Genomic DNA, 22,050 nt, shown 5'->3' on the forward strand with positions numbered 1-22,050 from the left:
ATGAAAAAAGAAGACATTTATCTGTACGACTGGCTTCGGATTCTCGTTGGCGAGGTTCCCGGAACGTTTTATATTGAAATCCTGATCCGGGCAGCTGCGGTTTACCTGATTCTGATCGTTTCCATGCGCCTGATGGGCCGACGTATGGCTTCCCGACTTAGCCGGAATGAGATGGCCGCCATGGTTTCGCTGGCAGCTGCAGTCGGCATTCCGATTCTGGACGCACAGCGCGGATTATTCCCCGTTGTGGTTATTGCCCTGGTGGTTGTGTTTACCCAACGACTAATATCCTCCTTGGCAGCTAAAAATGAGAAATTTGAAGGCCTTAGTCAGGGAATTAGCACAACCCTTGTCGAAAATTCAGTTATTCAACTCAGCGGGCTGACCGAGTCACGTGTGACGCGCGAGTTGCTTTTTGCCCAGCTCCGGTCGGGGAGTATTATCCACCTGGGGCAGGTTAAACGCCTGTACATGGAAGCCAATGGTGCCTTTACACTCATTATAGACCCTAAACCTGGACCGGGCCTATCTATAATTCCGGAATGGGATACTGAGTTTGTAGATCAGCAAAAGAAAGCGGGGGATCAATGTGTTTGCTACGTATGCGGTAATTTACAGCCAAAGCCAACTAAGTCCGGTGACAGTTGCGCCAACTGCGGTCATAGCGAGTGGGTTCATGCCTTAGCGTAATTGCACTTAGTAAGTATTGGTATAGAAGCTTAATATAATCTGTTTTGTGCTCCTGAATTCTACTTATAATTTATATGAGTCTTTTTACATTTGTGTAGCTTTCAATTAAAGCACTTCGTGCTATATAATCAATAAACCAATTTAAAGAAAATATGGTCTATTAATAACCGTTCATAGAAAACAGTAAGTAGAAACCACTAGTTAACTATAAATTGGGGTCGGTAGAAAGCGTCAATCAAGCCAAATAAAAAAAAGCAGACCAACATTGTCAGCCTGCTTTCCGCTTCTATCCACACCATAAGGGAATCGTTTAACTCCCTTTGATAAAGCGAATATACCACGAAATAGCTTACATGCTGACTTTTGTTAGCATATCGCCTTAATACAATCTGAAATAATGGTTTTTAGTAGAGAAGTTCACTTTGACAGTTCGCTCCCTTCAATGGAAGAAATACTTCAACGGGTCAGTATCCGTACTGGCATTGAGCCCGTATATCTGGCGGACAAATGGCTATTAACCAACCCGTTAAACCAGGAAGATATTTTTAGTCTTTACCAGGAGGGTAATCATAAGCTCATTTTAATGAACGATGGCCCAATGACAACCCTGCTTAGGGCTACTTTATACACTTTAATTGAGATGGGGGGCTATTATGCCGAATGGGACATCTCTTCGCTCGAGAATTAATAATAGAAATTTATCCACGATATACGACAAAAAATAAGATACAGTTAAGAATAGTTATCCCACAACATCATATTATCTATATATTAATTACTTCTGTATAACCATTAAGGACTTTTTTGCGTTATGTAAAAAGAGTTAACTTTTTCCCGAAAAAATAGCACCTTACAAAGAAAGTTACACTCCTCCGTGTAGATGCAAACGCAAAACGCTAACTATTAATTAATATGGTTACTTACGAAATTTTACGCAAAAGTTTTGTTCGGCAATTGGTTGACCAATTTGTTGAGTTTCATCCGGACATGACCGAACAGCAACGCGAAGACTGTATTCCAGCCTGTCTTAATGTCATAACCGTCTTCATGGGACTAACGATAACTTTTTTTGGGGTATTAACCTGGGCAATTATTTAAGTACGAAAATTGGTGAAAGATTTTACCCCTATACAGCGCTAATCGGTGGAGTAAATCTGCCGGCGGCTTAAAAAATAAAAAAACGCCAGTCCCATTGGAACTGGCGTTTAATTAATACCAGTGATGTCATTTATCTAATTGTCTGCTCAAAGGTAACTCGTTGAGAAAGACACCATATTAAGATGGAGTTATATGACATGCTCTTCAGGATATTTATTCAGGAAGCATGGCTTTATTCAGCATTTCGTCGGCAATAGGCTCAAAGAATGGCCAAAGGGCAAGGGTCGTTAAATAAACGAGTCGAACTTGTATGAAATCATCTGCCCTAGTTGGATGAGGTATCTGCCGATAATAAGGGAGCATTGCGACAACGTATTGACTGGGCTCAGCGTCTAATTCATCGAACAATAGCTCATGCCGGGTGCCATAGTCGTATGTGTTTCCCAAAACGAGTTCCAGATCAACTTCCTGATCCTTTCCAACTCTTGCTGCTCGCCTGCGATTTACGTCCGTATAGAGCATAAAGCGGATAATTGCTTTTGAACCCGTTAAGTTTATATCGCTCATCGTATTTTACTTTTGCTATCTTTATGTTTTAGATGAAACATAAAGATAGCAAAAAAAATGGCCTTACCCCTATTTAGTGAAGCCATTTTTTACATTTCTCATACAATTAAAGACTGTGACTCCGGGCGCTATATACTTTTTTTGTTCGGGTAAAAAGAGGAAGATTATCAGCAATTTACCTTTGGTAAGCCAGTTTATTTATATAAAAGCACATTGGTTTTTACAAGTCACCAGCACTTATTCGGCTACACTTAATTGAAGCAACTCTTCAGGAATCCAGGCTGGGTTCAGTTTTCGATAAACACTCAGTAGGGCATCAGTTTTACCTTTATAGTCAACATGAGGCTGAAATGAATAGTTGGTCACTTCAATGGCGTCAATGTCATCCAGATTGAAAAATTGCCATCTACTCGGCGACGAGGCCGATGGGACTGTATCCCGGCAAAAGCCGTAAACGACCGATGTTAGTGTGTCGCGTTTAAGACCGGTCATATAAGGCTCTATGGTTCGCCAACTCTTCTTGACTTTGATCTGGATCACAAACTGATTCACAATTGCATCATCAATTACGACAAATGCATCTCCTTGTAGCAGTGACTTCATAATTATGAAAACGTTAAGTGTACAATCTATTTAGCCCGACAGATTCCCAAACATCAGCGCGGTCTGGTGAAGTAACTTCAGATAGTGGACCTTAACAGTAAGCCTACCCTCCATCTGTTACCGACTTGCAAAAACAACATGTTACTACCAGATCGCGTAGACTTTACTTTAAGGAATTTGTATAAAACTAGCCTGTTAACCTGGCCAAAAGTATAAAAAATACACTAGCCACTATATCAAGTATACTTTCTAAGGCAAATTATTTATCAGACGGTTTCATTCCCTCTATTTTTTTAAGCTGACGTCAATCCATTTATTGGAACTTGTCGGGAATGTATAGTCTATTTCCTTAATTATAAAGAATAATTCTAAATAAGCTTTGACATCCTGATTTATGCTTCTAGCTTTGATGCTAATTATAATTATTCTAAATAAATGAAGCCAACTTATACTTTCCTCTTTTATATAAGTACCCTGCTTACCTTCTTTGCACTGACTGCAACAGCGCAAAATCAGGGAACCATCAAAGGAGTTGTCATGACCAACGATGGCAATCCAGCGTCCTTTGTTAACATTGGACTTAAAGACACCCGGATCGGTACGGTAACAGCCGAAGACGGCTCTTTTCTGTTGAAGAGCATCCATCAGGGAGCGTATACAGTACGCGTTACCTTTGTTGGTTTACAGACCCAGGAAAAAGCTGTCCGTGTACGAGCCGGTCAGACAGAAACGGTCGACTTTGTACTGGTCGAAAATGCAGCACAGCTTAGTGAAGTTGAGGTGATGGGGACCAATAAGGCGGTTACGCTTGGTAAAGCCAGTATCGCCCCCCTCGACTTACCCCAAATGACGGGTGTTGTGAGCAGCGTCGTCATTGAAAATCAACAGATTTCCCGATTGGGCGATGCTCTGAAAAACGTGAGTGGCGTGTCCCTTACGCAGCAGCGGGGCGGTGTAGCCGAAACCTTTTCGGCCCGCGGGTACAGCATAGGTATTGCCGGCGCGGGAGGAAGTATCTTCAAGAATGGGGTCATCACAAATACCATGGGTTTTCCAGAAGCCAGCACCCTGGAATCGGTAGAAGTGCTGAAAGGAAGTTCGTCCTTATTATACGGCAATGTATCGGGCGGGCTTATTGTGAATATGGTCACCAAGAAACCGAAGTTTGACTTTGGGGGTGAGGTGTCCATGCGCGCGGGTAGTTTTGGGTTATACAAACCAACAGTCGATGTATACGGGCCGTTGGCGAAGAATCTGGCCTTTCGCGTAATTGGCACTTTTGAAAAAGCCCGAAGTTACCGGGATGTGGTAAAAACCGACCGTGTTTATGTCAACCCATCACTACTGTATAAACTCGGCCAGAAAACGTCCATTTTGCTTCAGGGGGATTACCTGAAATCGAACCTAACGCCCGATAATGGTATTGGTTCGCTAAATGCCAATCAGGATGCCATCATCCCTACTGTGCCCCGGTCGCGATTTATCAATACAACCTGGGCCTACAATAATGTAGAACAGACAAGCGGCTCGATCAATGTTGATCATGCTTTCAGTAACAAGTGGAAACTAACCTTGATTGGTGCAGCGCAGCAGACGAATGTATCGGCCTACGGTGCTGGCGTTCCCAACAATAACGTTGCCGCCAACGGCGACTGGAATCGGGCATTGAGTCGCACAAAAACTGCCGAGAACAACTACACAGGCCAGATAAACCTCAACGGTCGCTTCAGTACGGGAGCCATTGGGCACCAGATTCTGGTGGGTTCGGATCTGGTAGGGATTGTTAACCAAAGCAATGCCTTTACTATTACCAGCAATGGTGTTGCCGTGACTACTTATGATAAAATAAATATCCTTGACCCAGCGAAATACGAGACTCGCTCCGACATTCCGGATGCAACCGCCACTGTTCGCACAACCTCCCCATCGGTCCGCCTTGGATTTTACGCCCAGGATTTAATCAGCCTGACGGATAAACTTAAAGTACTGGCCGGCCTGCGCTGGTCGCAGCAGAAAACAGTTCGGACTACACTTCTAGATCTACGAACCCAAACGGAAACGCGGGGCCCGGCCGAAACGAAGACCGATGCTGCTTTTTCACCAAAAGTAGCCTTGATCTACCAGCCAACCCGAGGAACATCGTTCTTCGGAAGTTATGCCAACAACTTCACCATCAATACCGGTGTGGACATCAACGGGCAGCTCTTAAAACCGTCAATTGTTGATCAGTACGAAGCGGGCGTTAAAAATGAATTCCTGGATGGCCGTATCACGGCTAACGTTGGCGTCTATCACATTGTAAACAGCAACCTGGCTCTGATGGCCCCGTTCAGACTCGATGGCTCGCCCAATATAGACGCCAATGTGAAAGAGTTTACGGGGCAAACCACCAGCGATGGGCTGGAAGTTGACCTGACCGGTAATCTCTCCAAAAATTTCTATTTCATCAGCGGTTACGGGTATAACTTCATGCGGTACACAAAAACGACGCAGGTGAAGGGATCTTATATTGACGGAGAACGGCTGACAAACAACCCGGCACATACCGCTAACTTCACCCTGTTCTACACCGTTGACCGGTCGCCATTACGGGGGCTTAAACTGGGTGCTTCGGCCTTTTATACCGGTGCCCGTTTTGGAGGGAACAACAACACCTTTGGCCAAACGCCGGAGTTCAGCCGCCTGATTCCGCTAACCGGCTTTGCCACATTCGACCTGTCGGCCGGGTATACGTATCGGAAGGTATCGCTGCTGGCCAAAGTATCGAACCTCACCAATGAACTGAATTATCTGATCCACGACCGCTACAGCATCATGCCGATCCCGCCCCGGCAAGTCGTCACAACGGTCTCTTACCGTTTCTAAAACCTGAAATCAATATTAAACCAAAACCATACTTGATAATGAATAAGCTGGTAAAAACATTCGTGTGCTTCGGCGCCCTCCTGGCCGTTGGTCTAACCGGTTACGCGACCGATAGTGGTAAATTCAGCGACACGACCCGGGCCTATGCCGTTCCCACGCTGACCAAAACGCCCAAAGGTGCCGTTGCTTTGTCGTGGACGGAGAAAGACGCGGATGGTATCGTTCATTTTTACTGGGCCGAGTCGGCAGATAAAGGCAGAACCTTCGGCGACAAAAAACTCATCTTTTCATCGGCTGGTATTGGAAACTCGCGGCTGATGCGGCCCAAGCTGCTCTTCAAAAAAGACGGTACACCCGTTGCCGTTTTCGCCCTGCGCGGACCTGGTTCGGGTGTTCCCCAGCAGGCAGCCCAGGCGCCACAGGCAGAACCTGCCCACACCAATCACGAAGCCGCTGCGGCCGGGCATGACCACGGTACTGCCCATCAGCAAGTCCCATCCAAAGGCGCTCAACGTGGCGGTGGCCGTCCCAGCGATTTACAGATTGTCTACACTTATTCTAACGACCAGGGCAAGACCTGGAGCCAGCCTTTGCCGGTACATGCCGATAAAACGCCGAACATCGTCCGGGGCTTTTTCGATGCGACCGTACTGCCCAACGGCGAAATTGGCGTGGCTTATTTGAACGATATTGAGGGGAAACAACACCAGCGGGACATGCGGTTTGTTAGTTCGAAAGGCAACCAGTTCAGCCGCGAACGCATCATAGATCCCTTCGTTTGCGATTGCTGTAATATCAGTCTGCTGGTCGACAATTCGGGTACCCTGAACTTATACTATCGGGAGAATCAGGACAATATCCGCGACATCGCCAAAATGAGTTCAACAGATAATGGCGCGACGTTCACCAAATCCGAGATTCTCTTCAAGGACAACTGGCAGATCAACGGCTGCCCCCACTCGGGGCCAACATCCAGTGTTGGCGCGGGCACGAACCTGATTGCGTGGTTTTCGGGTACGCAGGAATCGCCGGGCATTCGAGTGGTGAATCAGCAGGGAAAACGGTTGTTCGTGCTGGACGAACCGACGGCTAAGAATGCATATCTGGTGGCAGCCCCAAAAGCATCTGTATTACTTTGGGAACAAAACCAGACATCGGAGGCAGGAATAAACTCGGTCATCGCCTACAAGAACATCAAAGCAGACCAGAATCCAGCCACGCAACTGGTAAAGAACGCAATTAACGGCACTAACGCCAGCGGCCTCGTTGTCGACAATCAGCTTCTGGTTGCTTACGAAGTGAAACAGCCCAACAACAAAAACTCTGTAGCACTCGCTCAGATTGACCTTTAAGCAGCCGTTCCAGCGTCTGATTTAGTCAACGTCGATTAACTTTTCTTTCTCTTTTTATGCAAAGCCCCGGCCTACATCCATATCCGGGGCTTTTTATCGTTACACCGGCGACGGGAAAACTTACCTTCCCATTCGTAGATTCCGTAATTTGCGTGTCACCATCCACTAAATTAGTCAATATCCATCGTCATCATGCCACAAATCCGTCAGCTTGCTGCTTACATCGAAGCCCTTGCTCCCCTTGCCTATCAGGAATCATACGACAACGTGGGTCTGCTGGTTGGCGATCCCGCTACCGATATTACGGGCGTTCTGGTATCGCTTGACGTTACCGAAGCGGTTATCGATGAAGCCATCGCCAAAGGGTGCAACGTAATTGTAGCGCACCATCCGGTTGTGTTCAAGGGCTTGAAAAAACTGAACGGTAAAACGTATGTAGAGCGTACGGTCATCAAAGCGATCAGGAATGATATTGCCATTTATGCAGCTCATACCAATCTGGACAACGTAGCAGGGGGCGTTAACTATAAAATTGCGGAGAAGTTAAAGCTGACGAACGTACAGATTCTGGCACCTAAAACGCAGGTATTGACCAAACTGGTCACGTTTGTCCCCATAGCCGATACCCAACGGGTACTGGATGCACTCTATGTTGCCGGAGCCGGACAAATTGGAGAGTACAAAAACTGTAGTTTTCGGGTAACCGGTACCGGAACCTTCCAGCCCAGCGAACGGGCTAATCCGGTCATTGGAGAGATTGGAGCGTATCGTGAAGAGCCCGAAAACCGGATCGAGGTTATTATCCCCACCCATCAGCAGGATCAGTTACTGACCGCTCTGCGGCAGGCACACCGTTACGACGAAGTGGCGTATTACCTGACAGCGCTGGACAATCAGCATCAGGAAGTGGGCTCCGGCGCTGTGGGCGATTTAGCGGAACCGCTGGCAGGAACAGCCTGGTTATCTTATTTGAAAGAACACATGGGCCTGAATCTTATTCGCTACACGGCCCTCCCCGACCGGCCCATTCGCCGAATAGCCGTTTGTGGAGGTGTTGGCAGCTTTTTACTACCCGATGCCATCCGGGCGGGGGCCGATGTCTTTGTGACCGCTGATTACAAGTATCATGAATTCTTTGATGCCGAAGGACGCATAACTATCTGCGATATTGGACATTATGAAAGTGAAGTCTATACGAAAGACTTGATTTGCGGACATTTGGCAAAAAAATTCACTACTTTTGCGGTAATTTTATCAGAAACGGATACGAATCCGGTTCGGTACTTCATATAGCACTAACTACATTCCGAATGGAACTGACGATTGCGCAAAAACTAGACGCTCTTCTCAAACTGCAATCCCTGGATTCTCAACTAGACGAACTCATCAAAATTCGCGGTGGTCTGCCCGAAGAAGTCCGTGACCTTGAAGACGATATAGCAGGTTTTGAAACCCGGATTGGGAAATTCCAGGCCGAAATCAAGACGCTGGAGGAAGAAATTGAGCGCAATCGCGTGGCTAAAAAGGACGCGGAGAAGCTGATCACCAAGTATAAGGATCAGCAGATGAACGTTCGCAATAACCGCGAGTTTGACGCCATTTCGAAAGAAATAGAACTACAATCTCTTGAGATTGAACTGGTTGAAAAACGCGCCAACGAAGCGCAATTCCGGGTACGGGGCAAAGAAGAGGAAATTAAAACGACTTCGGCGGCCCTGAACGAACGGAAAGAAGACCTGAAAGCAAAAAAGCAGGAACTCGACCAGATTACGTCGGAAAGTCAGGAAGAAGAGAAAGAAATCATCAAACAGCGCGATGAGCAGGCAACGACCATCGAGCCTCGTTTGCTAAACTCTTACAAAAAAATTCGCGGTAATGCCCTGAACGGTCTGGCCGTTGTGATGGTGAAGCGTGGTGCCTGCGGAGGCTGCTTTAACGTGGTGCCGCCCCAGCGTCAGGCAGACATTAAAGACAAAAAGAAAATCATTGTTTGCGAGCACTGCGGACGGATTTTTGCCGATGTGGAAGGCGTTCCCGAGCCAGCTCCAACGGGCCGTGGCCGGTAGTCAGAATTAACCGCTATAAAAAAAGGTCGTCTTCTGGCGACCTTTTTTTATAGCGGTACCTCTTGACTGACGTTGCTTTGTTATCGTATTTCTATAAGAAGCTGTTTGCGTTACTCATTAAGCTTTTACCCTATCTGTGTCAACGTACCGTTTTAGTATCATGGCAGCTCTCCTGTTCCTGCTCAACTCGTTTGTGGGCAGAGCGCAGGACTTCGTCTGGACCCCAGGCCTGCAACGAACGTACGGCAACTTACAAAAGCTAATCGTACCACCGACTGAGCCGGTATTGACGACAGAGTCGACCCGGAATGGTGTACGTATTTTTGTTGACGACTACACAGATATGCTTCAGCTTGTGACGTCGGATGATGATCGGCTGTTTGCGTCAATCAGCGATCGGGAAGATGAGCGGCTCGACGCCCTTAAAAAACTGGACGACGCATCGCCCTGGCAACGGGTACTTATGGCCGAAGTGCGGCTCCATTGGGCATTCGTCAAATTGAAATTCGGGAAGGAGGTGAGTGCGAGTTGGGATGTTATCCGGGCGTATAAATTATTGGCAGAGAACCAGAAACGGTTTCCAGGCTTTCTGCCGACGTATAAATCGCTGGGAACGCTTCATGTCATGATCGGCTCCGTCCCGGACAGTTACGCCTGGGTAGCGAATCTTTTGGGGCTGCACGGTAACATTCAGCAAGGGCAGCAGGAACTTCTGCGCGTTCAGACTGACCCAACATTCGGACTGGAAGCACAGCTTATCGACCTAATGATACGCGCGTATGTAGTCAGGTTCACTGATGCCGATGAAAAAACGTTACAAAAGCTTGTCAGTGCTCATCCTGATAATCTGCTGCTGCACTTTTTCGGGGCCACTATTGAGCAAAAGAACGGCCATGGTGAACAGGCGCTTTCCTATCTATCCAGCCGACCTGTTGGCAAGAATTACATGCCCCTGCCCGTCATTGAAAATATTCTGGGTGATATTTACCTCCAAAAGGGTGATTACGTAGCGGCAGAAACACATTTGCAGCAATTTCTGGCAACGTACAAAGGCCGTAATTTTTTAAAAGACTCTTATTACAAACTCTTTCTCTGCCATTGGCTAGCCGGAGAGTCAGACGCCACTTCCCGTTCCTTCCTGCAAAAAGTGACCACCGTTGGTCGAACTACAGTCGAGTCGGATAAGGCCGCCCAGAAATTCGCCGAATCCTATTTGACCAAAGGGGCATCAACCAACCAAAAAGTACTCATGCGGGCAAGACTGGCTTCCGACGGTGGTTTCACCGATAGTGCCCTGGCTTATCTGCGCCCTTACACCGAAGCCCGATTCGCTACGATAGCCGAGAAGGCCGAATATACGTACCGCATGGGCCGCATCTTCCAACGCCGGAACAACCCCGATGCGGCCATACCCTGGCTTACACGCGCCCTGGCGCTGAGCGACCCCGACCAGCTTTCTTTCGGTGCCACGGCAGCCCTCCAGTTAGGGTACATCTATCAGCAAAAACACGACCGCACTCGCGCACGGTCGTGTTTTCAGAAAGCCCTCAGCTTTAAACGCCACGAGTACAAAAACAGCGTAGACAATAAAGCAAAGGCCGGTTTAAGTAGCTTATAAATAGGGTAAAATAAGCGCCATATCTTGGAGATATGGCGCTTATTTTACCCTATTTATCTAATGTATATTACGCCAGAGCAGCGACACCGGGCAACACTTTACCTTCCATGTATTCCAGCAAGGCACCGCCCCCCGTCGATACATAGCTCACACGGTCGCCATAACCGGCCTGATTAACAGCCGATGCGGAATCGCCACCACCGATGAGTGAGAAGGCTCCGTTTTCTTCGGTCGCTTGCACCACGGCTTCGGCAATAGCATTGGTGCCATGCGCGAAATTCTCAAATTCAAATACGCCCATTGGACCATTCCAAAGGATCGTTTTCGACTTGAGGACAACCTCTTTGAAGAGTTCAATGGTTTTTGGACCAATGTCGAGCCCTTCCCAGCCATCGGGAATCTGGCCCGTTGGCACAACCTGCCTGTTGGCATCGTTCGAGAAGTCGTCGGCGCATAGGTTGTCGACGGGCATATAAATTTTCACACCTTTGGCTTCCGCCTTTTTCAGCAACTCAAGCGCCAGTTCCTGCTTATCGGCTTCGAGCAGCGATTTACCAATCTGGCCACCCTGTGCTTTGGTAAAGGTATAGGTCATTCCCCCGCCAATGATCAGGTTGTCGACGGTATCGAGCAGTTTCTCGATGATCAGGATTTTGTCGGAGATTTTGGCACCACCCATAATAGCGGTAAACGGCCGTTCTGCTTCTTCCAGAATCTTCTTGGCGTTGGCCAATTCAGCGTTCATTACGTAACCAGCCACGCGGTCTTCGAAAAACTGTCCCATGACAGCCGTCGATGCGTGGGCACGGTGAGCCGTTCCGAAGGCATCGTTTACCCACACGTTGCCAAGTTTCGCTAACTTCTCAGCGAAGGCAACATCGCCTTTTTCTTCCTCTTTATAAAAACGCAGGTTTTCGAGCAGCAGGATTTCGCCGGGTTGCAGGCTGGCGGCTAAATCCGTTGCCGACTGACCAATGCAATCGTCAGCAAACTTCACGTCGCGTCCGAAAGCTTCTTTCAGGGCAGGCAGTAAATGCTTGAGCGAATATTTTTCTTCAGGACCACCCTTGGGGCGGCCGAGGTGTGACATCAGAATGGCCGAACCACCGTCGTTCACGATCTTCAGAACGGTTGGGATGGTTGCCTTGATGCGGGTATCATCTGTAATGTTGTACTCTTTGTCGAGTGGCACGTTGAAGTCTACCCGAACGAGGGCTTTCTTACCGGCAAAATTGTAGGTATCTACGGTTTTCATGCGACTGCGTATGGTCGTTGGTTTGCGAGGCCAAACTTAGCGGTTTTTTAGCAGACGAGAGCGGTAAGTTTATGGTTGTTGCCATTAAACCGCTATGCGGAGAGTGGTATGGCTGGCGATCTGGTCGAAGTCGGCGTCCTTATGCAGAACCGGTATATCGTAGAAAATAGCATAATTCGCAATCAGACAGTTATTCTGTTTGCGAATCGTAACGCCCTTTTTACGCAATGAACGATACAGGTCGGCAGCACCAATGGCGGCTTCGACAGGGTCAAGTCGGAGGATGGAGTTCGCCAGCATCCCTTCTTTTATACGGGCATATTCCTCATCGGCTCGTACACCCTGTAAAACCTCCTGTAAGATTATCGGCGTAATGTAAATCTGCCGATCAGCGGCCAGGTAAGTAGCGACTAACCTGGCTTGCTCACTTCGGGCAGACCGAAAGGCATCGATCCAAACGGATGTATCTACTATCATCGGTCCTGATCATTGGGCGTAGTATCCGTACGCATTTGTTCCAGATCCCCATCCCATTGAACCTTGCCAAACAGGGACAGCAGATTTTGACGGGCCTGCCGTTCAATATACTGTTGGAGAGCTAGTTCAACAACGGCTTTTTTCGTCTTCAGATGACTCATTTCCAACGCTCGCTGAATCAACTCATCATTGATATCAATATTTGTCCGCATAGCTTTTTCATCCGTTTATACACATCAGTACTGGCCTTCGCTTCCGGCACCACCAAAATCACCTTTGCCAAATTGAAGATCAGCTTTCGGCCCGTTGGCTGCAGCACCGGTAGCCTGACCAACGGCAAGACTGGCGGCATTGGTAAACAAATCGTTTGGGGAATCGTCATCGGGTGCATCGGTAAAGCCCTGTTTGGGACTGGACAAATATTGAATACCAGCCACGGCAAGGCCAATTAGGACCAACCCACCAATGGTCAGCGCCACGTTCAGCGGTACGAGCACAGTGTAATGATGCACCGTCATGACAGCCGCAATGAGACCAAGCGTACCAAGGATAATCAACATTCGGTTTCGCTTCGTCAGGCCCTGCCACAAATAGATGATCGGAATGACGAACGTCAGTATCCAGAAAAGGACAGGCAACCCGATTTGTGGAGCTTCTGTTAACACAGGCTGGCCCGGACCCGATTTAAGCAGGAGCCCGTTCAGTTCACGCACCATAAAATAGTTACCGCTGGCCGCCAGAATAATCAGCGACAGCCATTGCACCAGATTGAGCGGATCGGCGTAATACGACTGGTCGGTGTCTTGCTTAACGATTTGCCGGGTTCCGCTATACACCAACAGCGAAACAGCCATCATGACAAAAGGCAGCGCATCCCGCCCCCAGTCAACCTTTAGGAGACTGTCGAAGATAGCCGTGTAAAAAGCAGCGATCGAAAAGAAGGCAATAAGCGTATCGCCAAAGTACCAAAGCACCAGCAGCAGGAGCGGCAACGTAAATACGCAATGCGTAGCCACCGACAGGCCATTGGGCAAAAACTGATTGAAGCCAAACGCCAGAAAGCCCGTTAGCGTAACGACAAAGGCATTGTCGACCCCATTCCGGTACAGCAGTCTGCGGTTAATCAGAAACCACCCAACAATACCCACTCCGATACCAAAGACAATGTTGAACAGGCCATAGGCCGTTTGATTGTCCAGCAGACTGGAGAAAATACTGGCGGGTAGCAGGTAACAGGCCAGTATGGCAACGGTTGTAAAGAGAAACAGACCAATTTCAATGAACCCGTTCGTCCGGCGAAACTCCACCGGGTAAGCCTTCCGAACGGCTTCCATTTGCTCGTCGGACAGCAGTCCCTGCCGATGCCACCGCTCCGACTGCATCAACAGGTCTCGGTTATAAATCCACTGTTCGTTATATGCTTTCATTCGTTCGACTGCCTTTGGGTAACTGGCTCATGAGGTAATAAACAAACGCAATGCCGGTTACAATAAAATACCAGTAATAAACATCGTCGCTGGCGGGGCGCAGGTAATGAAAAAACAGATATGTCGCGCCAATGTACCCATACACACTGCTCATCAGCAGGAAGAGAAACGAGCCTTCCGACGCAGTAGCCACTTGACGCTGCTGGCGGGCGTACCGGTCAAAAGCAAAACAAGCGACGCCCAACCCCAGGGCAAACCAGAGCCGTACGTCGTCGAAATTGAATAGTCCACCCAGCAAGGCCACCATCAGCAGATTACCTGCTATGGTTAGGTAGGTATACGTAAAATGAGGTTTTATACGCCGTCGCTCCAGCAAAAAAGCGATACCGATGAGCACCAGGCCCAGCGCAATGGCCGACAGGACTGTACCCTGATTGAAGAAGTTCGTTTTAAAATATAACGTAAGCGGTCGGACAGTTACGCCCACCCACGAGATGAGTGCCGTGAGCGCCATGCTTAACACCCCTCTGTGGTCGAACCGATAGGCCAGCGGAAGAAACAGGGCAGCCGGCAGTAAAGTGACCAATCCGTAGCGCGAACCAAAGACGTTGTAAGCGTATTGCGCATATCCCTCCAGCGTCAGGAAGAGCAGGCAGGCCAGAATCAGGGCATAATCGCCAAAGGTCGACCGGCTCTTCGTTTGGGCAAATGTCCAGGCTGGCCGATTTCGCCAGGCGAAATAAAAGCTGCCGGCGCAGGCAGCCGCAATAGCCGTCAGCAAAGCTCCCTGACCGATCTGATCGAAGTTATCGTAAACCAGGAGCCCCAACCCCAGACTGACCAGCAGAATACCAATATAGAGCATTGAGCGTAACTCCCAATGCAGCGAAAAAGGCTTTCTACGCTCAATCTCAGCAATTTTCGTCTGCTGTTCAGGTGGCAAAATACCCTGCTTTCCTAGTCTGTTCAGAACATCGTCCGGGGACATAAACGCGTGTTTTTTTGTTATGTAACTGTGGGCTCCCTCCCACTTTACAGTATGGTTGGACGACAAAAGATTATCCTCACTCCCCACTACTACCTCGACAATTTCCGCTACGTGCTGGATTTTGTTAAGCGACTGTACGGCAACCTATTAAATGATGCCGAATGGGATTTCATCCATCGATTCGAAACTTTACCGCTCGATGCTCAGTGTCTGTATGTACGGTTTAGTAACCGTAAAGGACTCTTTTTTCGCACTACCAAACTACAGTATAACGAAATTACTGACCTTCCGGCCGCTGTTGACGCGTTAATTTCTTCCGGATTTGTTGAACGGCTATCAGCTCATCATGAGCTTATGGGCGAAGCTGCCCTGGGTATTTTCACTAAACCTGAGCTACTGAACCTTCTTCCGCTTGAACCGGAAGAGAGTCGGCCGTTGGCAAAAGAGAAAAAGGAAGGCGTTGTGCGATACGCGCTCCATGAGCTTGATTTCGCCGAAATCGTGACCAGCCTGACCACCCACGAAACGGTGGTAAGAATGAATTTTGAAGCCGAAGGCATGATGGTTAAGTACCTCTTTTTTGGCAACCGGGGCAGCAACATGACCGAGTTTGTGGTGCGCGACCTCGGCATGGTCAACTTCGAGCGGTACGACGAAAGCAAGTTAACGGCCCGCTTCCGCACCCGAAAAGAGGTGGAAGATAAGCTGCTGATTTCGCTCACGAACGAGGAGTTTTACGACCTCAAAGAAGCCGAAACATCCGCCGATGATATTTACAACTGGTTCCTGAACTGGAACGAAACCCGCCCCGAGCTAACGGAAATAGCCATTCCGGGCTATCAGAAACTGGTGTGCCGCGTTGGGGCTTTTCTGGAACGGCAGAAACTTCCCGATCAGGCGCTGGCCGTCTATGAGCTCTCCGACCGGGTTCCGGCACGGGAACGACGCGTTCGGTTGCTTTTCAAAAACGGTTCCGTCGATGAAGCCCTGGCCCTCTGCGATGAAATCGCGGTTAATCCCCTGAATGCCGAAGAGCGGTATTTTGCTACTGATTTCCGGGAGAAGATCCTGGGCTTGAGTGAGAAAAAACGCACCCGTAAAGCGACCACTCGCTTTTTATCTGATGCCGAGAGTGTAAACATACCAGCTGCTTATCGGCACCATGTCGAAGCGGGGGTAATGAATTGTTACCTGGAACAGGATTTCGACGCAGCCTTCACCGAGAACTACCCCTGGCGCGGCTTGTTCGGTCTGGTCTTCTGGGATATTATTTATGATGCCAACGTGTCGGCCATTCACCACCCGTTGCAACGCGCTCCATCCGACTTTTACCTGCCCGATTTTTATGTAAAACGGGAAGACCTGTTGAAAAAGCGGCTGATAGAACTCGATACCAAGGATGACTGGCGACGCCATACGGGCCGGATGTTCAACGCCAAATACGGCATCACCAACGTGCTGGTCGACTGGTCGGATGAGCTATTGAGGCTTGTTCAGCAGATGATCGAGTTGCTGGATGTTGAGCAACTGCGTTTAATTCTGCTCGAAATGGCCCGTAACGTCCGTGAACACACGCGAGGCTTCCCTGATCTGCTCGTCTGGAACGAACGGGGAGACTATGACTTCGTCGAAGTCAAATCGCCTACCGATCACCTTGGTCCGCAGCAACTGCACTGGCTGGAATTTTTTCAGACTATTGGCGTGCGCGGCAAAGTAGTACGGGTGGTTTGGGAGTTATGAAACCACCCCAAGCCGCAGAAAGACGGGAAACGATACTTCGCGTTCGCCATCACCCCAAATCGGTTTTAGCGCCTGTCCCAATCCGATGACGGGGTCTTCTTCATTTTCGTGGATATACTGTCGCACCGCCGACCAGGTACGCAGGTAGTTCATGAACCGATCCAGCGACCAGGTACGCCGGGCCGTAAACGTAGCGTGTTGCACGTTTGAGAAAGGAAACGGTAAGGCCGCATACCGGTTGTCGATGTGCGTTCGTTGCGGGTCCCAGTAGGGCCCGATTCGATTCCGGTAGAAATCGAGCATGATCGGGTCGAGTTCAGAACCGAGCTGTACTAGACCATAGCCCCATTCGGCAAGGGTGGCATTGGGTTTAGCCACTCGCCGTACTTCCTGATGAAAGGCATTTACATCGAACCAATGGATAGCCTGACCTACGGTAATCAGATCGAAGGATTGATCGGCAAAGGGCGTTTGCTCAGCCAGACTGGCCTGATAATGAATATTTGGCTTTTTAACGGCCAGAATAAGTTGTGTTTCGCTGATATCAGTGGCGTCGACCTGCTCAAACACGTCGGCCAATGCGCCGGCAACCTGACCATTTCCGGTGGCACAATCCCAGGCCCTTTGCCGATTGGAGCAGTATGCCAGAATAAAATCATATAAATCGGCGGGGTAGTCGATCCGGTATTGGGCGTAGAGATCGGCATGACCCGAGAAGCGGTCGAGAGGTTGCATAAATTTTCTTTTCGGCAATTTTAAACGTTTTTTAAGAACAACTGTCTAAACATTGGTTTAATAGGAAAAACCGTTGTCAAAATTGGGTTATGCCCCCAAACCATCTATTTTTGCGCGGTTGGCTTATTGCTCTCACTCAATCTGTTTTGTTTTTTTATCGTTTACCCGATTCTCATGAAAAAATTATTTGGTATTCTCATCGCTTCGGCTTCGCTGGCCGTAGCTTCTATCGACGCTAAGGCTCAGGCGCCATCCGATATTCCAGAAGAAATGAATACCCTGATGACGAAATACACCTGCATAGCCTGCCACCGTCCAAACCAGCGGCTAGTAGGTCCGGCTTATGCCGACGTGGCTAAAAAGAATTACACGAACGAGGAGATTATTAACCTCATCTATAATCCAATTCCATCCCACTGGCCGGGTTATCCGCCAATGGCAGCCATGAAGCAGGTACCAAAGGAAGATGCCATGAAACTGGCGGTCTGGATTAACTCGCTCGATGGAAGCCCAGCCAAAAAAGGCGGCACCACCAAAGCGAAGCCTAAAGGCAAGAAATCATAAAACAAAAACACCGGACTTAAGTCCGGTGTTTTTGTTTTAACGCTACCCTGATAAATACCATCTGGTATTAATACTCTGTAACGACTATTTCTTTTCGGGACGGTGTATCAGAACGGGGGGTTATCAATATAACCTGGTTTTGAGGGCGGACCGGTGGATCAATAACAAATGCCTGTACGTAGCGGCTGTTGTGCGTACTAAGCACAATTGTATAACTGCCTTCAGGTAACGTAGCCAAGTCGAACCGCCGACGGTATTGCGTGACGGTTTCGTAGGCATTATAAAAAATCTGGCCTTCCGTATTTTCGATTAACACCCGCACAGACCCGCCGGTGGGGTTATTGAAAACGACCCTAACGGTTGTTGGCTGAGTAGTTGACGGGTAAACCATAGCATCGAAACTAGCAGGTAATGGTGTCAGCTTGGATTGACCGGTGAAAGTCTGCGCCTGAATGAATGGCACGTAGACCAACAATAGTATTGAAAGTATGCGTATCCTATAAGCTGGCAGTAAACAATTCACATTCATCGGTTCAGGACAATCCAGGTGGAGCTAAACGGATTAGCCAACGACTTGACGGTTGGACAGCACACGACTCCTAACTCAACCCCTGCCTGTCATCCTCACAGTAGACACAAAAAGCTTTTCATGGTTACATTAAAGAGCAAAAAAAGCACCCGACATAGCCGGGTGCTTTATGAAAAAAGTACGATGCGCTTGTATAGCGCCTTTTATGGATAGTACTAAGATGCGTTCACGGCTAAACTCCGCTGGCGTACGGCTTCGTACAGAATCACGCCGGTCGCTACCGAGACATTCAATGAACCAACGGCTCCCAAAAGAGGAATTTTAACGTGCGTATCCACCATACGGAGCAGTTCGGGTGAAATACCATCCTCTTCTGACCCCATGATGATCGCCATCGGTCCCGTCAAATCGGTGGTACGTTCGTAGAGGTCACGTGCCGATTTTTCGGTACAGGCGACTACGGAAATGCCTGACTCCTGTAAATATTTTACGGTTTCGGTAAGATCAGGCTCCCGGCAAACCGAAATGTGGTTGAGCGCTCCCGACGATGTTTTCATCGCATCGGAATTAATGGCGGCTGCTCCCCTACCCGGAATGACAATACACTGAATGCCTGTACACTCGGCGGTGCGGGCAATGGCTCCAAAGTTGCGAACATCGGTAATCCGATCCAGCAGCAGGAAAAACGGCGTCTCCCCCCGCTCAAACACATCGGCAATGACATTCGAGAGTTTAACGTACTGCACCTGGGCAATGAGACAAACAACACCCTGGTGGTTCTTCCGGGTAAACCGGTCGAGCCGTTCAGAAGGAACGCGCTGGATGGTAACCCGTTTTTGAAAAGCCAGATTCTGGATGTCAGGGTTGCTAAGCTCCTTTTCCATGTAGAGCTTGTCAATCTGCTGATCGGACTTCAACGTCTCAATAACGGATTGAATACCAAAAACCATCTCGTCGGGCTGAGGACGATACGGTGGTTTTGCCCCTGCGGGACGTGGCTTATAACTGGGGCGATTTACTCGCGGATTGCGCCGGTTCTCCATGCTTCGACAATCGGGTACCAAACCGGCTGATACTCAATGAAGCGCACCAGTTCGTAATGATCCTCGACAAATTGATTCGGTTTTTTTGTAAAGGTAAAGTTAACCTCCGAGACATTGGCCCGGCGATTATAAACCCACACTTCGCGCTCGCGGTTCCTTTGCACCCGGTCCGGAGCACCCAGTACGATGTAAATCATACCTTTATCGGTCTTCCAGCCTTCCTTGTAGGTTGTAAATAAACGGTTCGCTTCTTCAACCCGGTTAAAGTAGGCTTTCAGTGTTTTACGGGCGACCTCTTCATTTCCCGACATTAAACTTAGCCAGTAGCGATCGAATGCTTTTTTAGTATCCTGCGCCTGGTTCAGTTCACTGATTTCGGAACTGGTGCTCATGTACAGCACCGGCTTGATCAGTTTTTCGGGACGGGTTAACTTCGGAAACCGCTTGTCTGCCGCGACCAGGCCAATACCTGCCACATCGGCGGTATCTTCCAGAAAATAATATAGCCCTTCACGTGGAATAATGAACGGTTTATTCGTCGTTATCGTCAAGGTCGAATCTTCGGACAGCGATTTGGCTGCGGGCCGGGCCGACGTATTCATGGGCGACGAGGCTGCATCGAAATCATGCCGGTAGCGATAGCCAGCGAGTTGTTTGACCGTTCCGGTTACATCACCAATAATAACCGTATCGCCAATATTCACATAGTTACGCAGTTGAGGTCGTTTGCCGGTCTTGTCAAACAAGGTGTACCGATCGCTCATCTTTGTACCCTTAAACCGTAATGTCAGATCATTACGTGCCTTGGTCCCTGAGCTATTTTCGGTGAATTCAGACAACAGAACAGCAGTAGCCGCGTCTTTGGGGCGCTTTACATCGAACATCAGCGTCAAATGGTCACCCTCCTGTCCTACATTATCAGTAGTTAGGGGTACTGTTCCATAGCCCAGCCGTTCCCGGTTATTGTAATCCGGATACATGACGTAGGCCAGGAGGAAATGGGCAACAAAATCGGCGGGTTTAAGTACGACCTCACCCATTGGCGATTTAGCCGTAATGTCCATGTATACCCGGACGCTGCTGCTGTCGATGGTCAAAAATTTTCCTTTAATCGACGTAACCATCCACTCGCCGGATGTTTTGGCAGACACCGATGGCGTTGTACCCAGGGCAGGCCCATCCGTCATCACTTTAACGGGAGCAGGATTCTGGGCGGTTGACGTGCGGGAGTCGGTACGTGGTGCATCCGGCCGCTGGGTATCGGCACGGGGCCCTTCGGCGGGGCGGGCCGCTGGCCGGTTCTGGTTTCGCTGCGCTTCAGTTCGGGCATCGTAGGCCGCATTGGCCCGGTCCTGCTGTGTTTTTTTATTGGTCGAACAGGCCGTCAGGAAAAAAATGAAGAGGATGGCAGATAAAATGCGCATAAGTAACGATGCTGGCTAATGCCTATAGAGTTAAAAAGCTGTATAGGATGGGTTGTTTGGTACTGTTCATTAATAACGAAAAAAAGACATCTTTTGGGTTACCGTGAGCATCCATTTTTCTTTACTTATACAAAAGAGTAATTTTGCCAATTGAATTGCAAACGCATGTATAAGACGACCGAAATTACTTCCGCCGAAATCGCATCGGATAACCCTGTTCACCAACGACTATTGTTCCCCTATGTCGAAGCGGCTGCTAGGGTAAGCGGACGGGTACTTGAAATTGGTTGCGGCTGGGGCCGAGGGTTGGAACTGCTCACAAAAGCCGCCGATCATTACACAGGAATCGATAAAAATGAGGAGTTGATTTCGTCGCTGAGTGCCGGGTATCCCAACTCGACATTCATTGCCGCCAATATTCCACCACTTAGCGGCTTACCCGATAACACCTTCGATTTTATCGTGACCTTTCAGGTAATTGAGCATATCCAGAACGACGACCTGTTCATTAAAGAAGCGCACCGTGTATTGAAACCCGGAGGCAAACTGCTTTTGACAACCGTAAATAAAACGTTTTCGCTGACACGTAATCCCTGGCACGTTCGGGAATATTATGCCGATGGACTGAAAGCGCTGATGGGAAAGTATTTTCCTACTGTAGAAACGCAGGGTATCCACGGTAACGAAAAGGTAATGACGTATTACGAGCAGAATAAAGAATCGGTCAAAAAACTGACCCGCTTCGATATTTTCAACCTGCAATACAGACTCCCCCGCCGACTGCTCCAGGTGCCCTACGATCTGATGAACCGGCTTAACCGCAACCGGCTTCTGCAAGCGGACGGAATTGCTGCCGAAATAAACTATACCGACTATCTCGTGAGCAACGATCCGGCCGGCAGTCTGGATTTCTTCTACGTAGCAACGAAATAAACACAACTGATTTAGTTATCGAGCAACTGTTATTAAACAGGAAGAGCACAGCCATTAACGGCTGTGCTCTTCCTGT

The 22,050-nt window shown here is 48.7% G+C and carries 21 protein-coding genes; 10 read left to right on the forward strand and 11 right to left on the reverse strand.

Going from position 1 to position 22,050, the window contains the following annotated elements; genetic code table 11:
• Both ACYVJM_RS06865 and ACYVJM_RS06870 read left to right on the forward strand, forming a co-directional pair.
• Positions 1 to 690 carry a DUF421 domain-containing protein gene (locus tag ACYVJM_RS06865; protein WP_461147447.1) on the forward strand — a complete coding sequence of 230 codons (690 nt, stop codon included), beginning with the start codon at positions 1 to 3 and terminating at the stop codon, positions 688 to 690.
• 442 nt (positions 691 to 1,132) lie between these two features.
• The gene (locus ACYVJM_RS06870; RefSeq protein ID WP_461147448.1) at positions 1,133 to 1,378 is read left to right on the forward strand and encodes a hypothetical protein; all 246 of its coding nucleotides are present in this window, start codon (positions 1,133 to 1,135) and stop codon (positions 1,376 to 1,378) included.
• Between the two features lie 623 nt (positions 1,379 to 2,001).
• On the opposite strand, the gene ACYVJM_RS06875 is transcribed toward ACYVJM_RS06870, so the two are convergent.
• Together ACYVJM_RS06875 and ACYVJM_RS06880 are read right to left on the reverse strand one after the other, a co-directional pair.
• Entirely contained in the window at positions 2,002 to 2,355 is a 354-nt protein-coding gene (locus ACYVJM_RS06875; protein ID WP_461147449.1) for a hypothetical protein, read from the reverse strand.
• A 237-nt stretch (positions 2,356 to 2,592) separates the two neighbouring features.
• The gene (locus ACYVJM_RS06880; RefSeq protein ID WP_461147450.1) at positions 2,593 to 2,958 is read right to left on the reverse strand and encodes a hypothetical protein; all 366 of its coding nucleotides are present in this window, start codon (positions 2,956 to 2,958) and stop codon (positions 2,593 to 2,595) included.
• A 435-nt stretch (positions 2,959 to 3,393) separates the two neighbouring features.
• On the opposite strand from ACYVJM_RS06880, the gene ACYVJM_RS06885 reads away from it, so the two are divergent.
• The 5 genes from ACYVJM_RS06885 (at position 3,394) to ACYVJM_RS06905 (ending at position 10,859) form a co-directional block, all read left to right on the forward strand.
• Positions 3,394 to 5,823 carry a TonB-dependent siderophore receptor gene (locus ACYVJM_RS06885; RefSeq protein WP_461147451.1) on the forward strand — a complete coding sequence of 810 codons (2,430 nt, stop codon included), beginning with the start codon at positions 3,394 to 3,396 and terminating at the stop codon, positions 5,821 to 5,823.
• Between the two features lie 38 nt (positions 5,824 to 5,861).
• Positions 5,862 to 7,175 (forward strand): sialidase family protein, encoded by a 1,314-nt coding sequence (locus ACYVJM_RS06890; protein ID WP_461147452.1) that lies wholly within the window; start codon positions 5,862 to 5,864, stop codon positions 7,173 to 7,175.
• Positions 7,176 to 7,367: 192 nt separating this feature from the next.
• Entirely contained in the window at positions 7,368 to 8,468 is a 1,101-nt protein-coding gene (locus tag ACYVJM_RS06895; protein ID WP_461147453.1) for a Nif3-like dinuclear metal center hexameric protein, read from the forward strand.
• 17 nt (positions 8,469 to 8,485) lie between these two features.
• Positions 8,486 to 9,241, forward strand: coding sequence for a zinc ribbon domain-containing protein (locus ACYVJM_RS06900; protein ID WP_097124584.1), 756 nt, complete (start codon positions 8,486 to 8,488; stop codon positions 9,239 to 9,241).
• Positions 9,242 to 9,401: 160 nt separating this feature from the next.
• Positions 9,402 to 10,859 carry a tetratricopeptide repeat protein gene (locus ACYVJM_RS06905; RefSeq protein ID WP_461147454.1) on the forward strand — a complete coding sequence of 486 codons (1,458 nt, stop codon included), beginning with the start codon at positions 9,402 to 9,404 and terminating at the stop codon, positions 10,857 to 10,859.
• A 67-nt stretch (positions 10,860 to 10,926) separates the two neighbouring features.
• On the opposite strand, the gene ACYVJM_RS06910 is transcribed toward ACYVJM_RS06905, so the two are convergent.
• The 5 genes from ACYVJM_RS06910 to ACYVJM_RS06930 form a co-directional block, all read right to left on the reverse strand.
• A complete protein-coding gene (locus ACYVJM_RS06910) occupies positions 10,927 to 12,114 on the reverse strand; it encodes a phosphoglycerate kinase (protein WP_461147455.1) in 1,188 nt (395 codons plus the stop codon).
• Between the two features lie 84 nt (positions 12,115 to 12,198).
• Entirely contained in the window at positions 12,199 to 12,591 is a 393-nt protein-coding gene (gene vapC / locus ACYVJM_RS06915; protein WP_461147456.1) for a type II toxin-antitoxin system VapC family toxin, read from the reverse strand.
• Positions 12,588 to 12,803, reverse strand: coding sequence for a type II toxin-antitoxin system VapB family antitoxin (locus ACYVJM_RS06920; protein WP_461147457.1), 216 nt, complete (start codon positions 12,801 to 12,803; stop codon positions 12,588 to 12,590). Before ACYVJM_RS06920 ends, vapC begins: the two co-directional genes overlap by 4 nt.
• Before the next feature lie 24 nt (positions 12,804 to 12,827).
• A complete protein-coding gene (locus tag ACYVJM_RS06925; RefSeq protein WP_461147458.1) occupies positions 12,828 to 14,018 on the reverse strand; it encodes a hypothetical protein in 1,191 nt (396 codons plus the stop codon).
• Complete coding sequence (locus tag ACYVJM_RS06930) at positions 14,005 to 15,006, reverse strand: DUF2157 domain-containing protein (protein ID WP_461147459.1); 1,002 nt, start codon at positions 15,004 to 15,006, stop codon at positions 14,005 to 14,007. The genes ACYVJM_RS06925 and ACYVJM_RS06930 overlap by 14 nt, the downstream gene beginning before the upstream one ends.
• A gap of 51 nt (positions 15,007 to 15,057) precedes the next feature.
• Here ACYVJM_RS06930 and ACYVJM_RS06935 point away from each other — a divergent pair, with 51 nt between their 5' ends.
• On the forward strand, positions 15,058 to 16,746 hold the full coding sequence (locus ACYVJM_RS06935) for a VRR-NUC domain-containing protein (RefSeq protein ID WP_461147460.1): 1,689 nt from the start codon (positions 15,058 to 15,060) through the stop codon (positions 16,744 to 16,746).
• Here ACYVJM_RS06935 and ACYVJM_RS06940 read toward each other — a convergent pair.
• Complete coding sequence (locus tag ACYVJM_RS06940) at positions 16,741 to 17,481, reverse strand: class I SAM-dependent methyltransferase (RefSeq protein ID WP_461147461.1); 741 nt, start codon at positions 17,479 to 17,481, stop codon at positions 16,741 to 16,743. The genes ACYVJM_RS06935 and ACYVJM_RS06940 overlap by 6 nt on opposite strands.
• Before the next feature lie 174 nt (positions 17,482 to 17,655).
• Between ACYVJM_RS06940 and ACYVJM_RS06945 the strand changes: the two genes are divergently transcribed.
• Positions 17,656 to 18,045 (forward strand): c-type cytochrome, encoded by a 390-nt coding sequence (locus tag ACYVJM_RS06945; RefSeq protein WP_461147462.1) that lies wholly within the window; start codon positions 17,656 to 17,658, stop codon positions 18,043 to 18,045.
• Positions 18,046 to 18,112: 67 nt separating this feature from the next.
• Here the strand turns inward: ACYVJM_RS06945 and ACYVJM_RS06950 are convergent, their stop codons facing one another.
• From ACYVJM_RS06950 to ACYVJM_RS06960, 3 genes are all read right to left on the reverse strand, one after another.
• Positions 18,113 to 18,517, reverse strand: coding sequence for a hypothetical protein (locus ACYVJM_RS06950; RefSeq protein WP_461147463.1), 405 nt, complete (start codon positions 18,515 to 18,517; stop codon positions 18,113 to 18,115).
• Between the two features lie 272 nt (positions 18,518 to 18,789).
• Positions 18,790 to 19,617 (reverse strand): 23S rRNA (guanosine(2251)-2'-O)-methyltransferase RlmB, encoded by an 828-nt coding sequence (rlmB, locus tag ACYVJM_RS06955; protein WP_461147464.1) that lies wholly within the window; start codon positions 19,615 to 19,617, stop codon positions 18,790 to 18,792.
• The gene (locus ACYVJM_RS06960) at positions 19,590 to 21,041 is read right to left on the reverse strand and encodes a GWxTD domain-containing protein (protein WP_461147465.1); all 1,452 of its coding nucleotides are present in this window, start codon (positions 21,039 to 21,041) and stop codon (positions 19,590 to 19,592) included. The genes rlmB and ACYVJM_RS06960 overlap by 28 nt, the downstream gene beginning before the upstream one ends.
• Positions 21,042 to 21,206: 165 nt before the next feature.
• Here ACYVJM_RS06960 and ACYVJM_RS06965 point away from each other — a divergent pair, with 165 nt between their 5' ends.
• The gene (locus ACYVJM_RS06965) at positions 21,207 to 21,974 is read left to right on the forward strand and encodes a class I SAM-dependent methyltransferase (protein WP_461147466.1); all 768 of its coding nucleotides are present in this window, start codon (positions 21,207 to 21,209) and stop codon (positions 21,972 to 21,974) included.
• The last annotated feature ends 76 nt before the right edge of the window (positions 21,975 to 22,050 follow it).

The organism is Spirosoma pulveris (assembly GCF_054781875.1).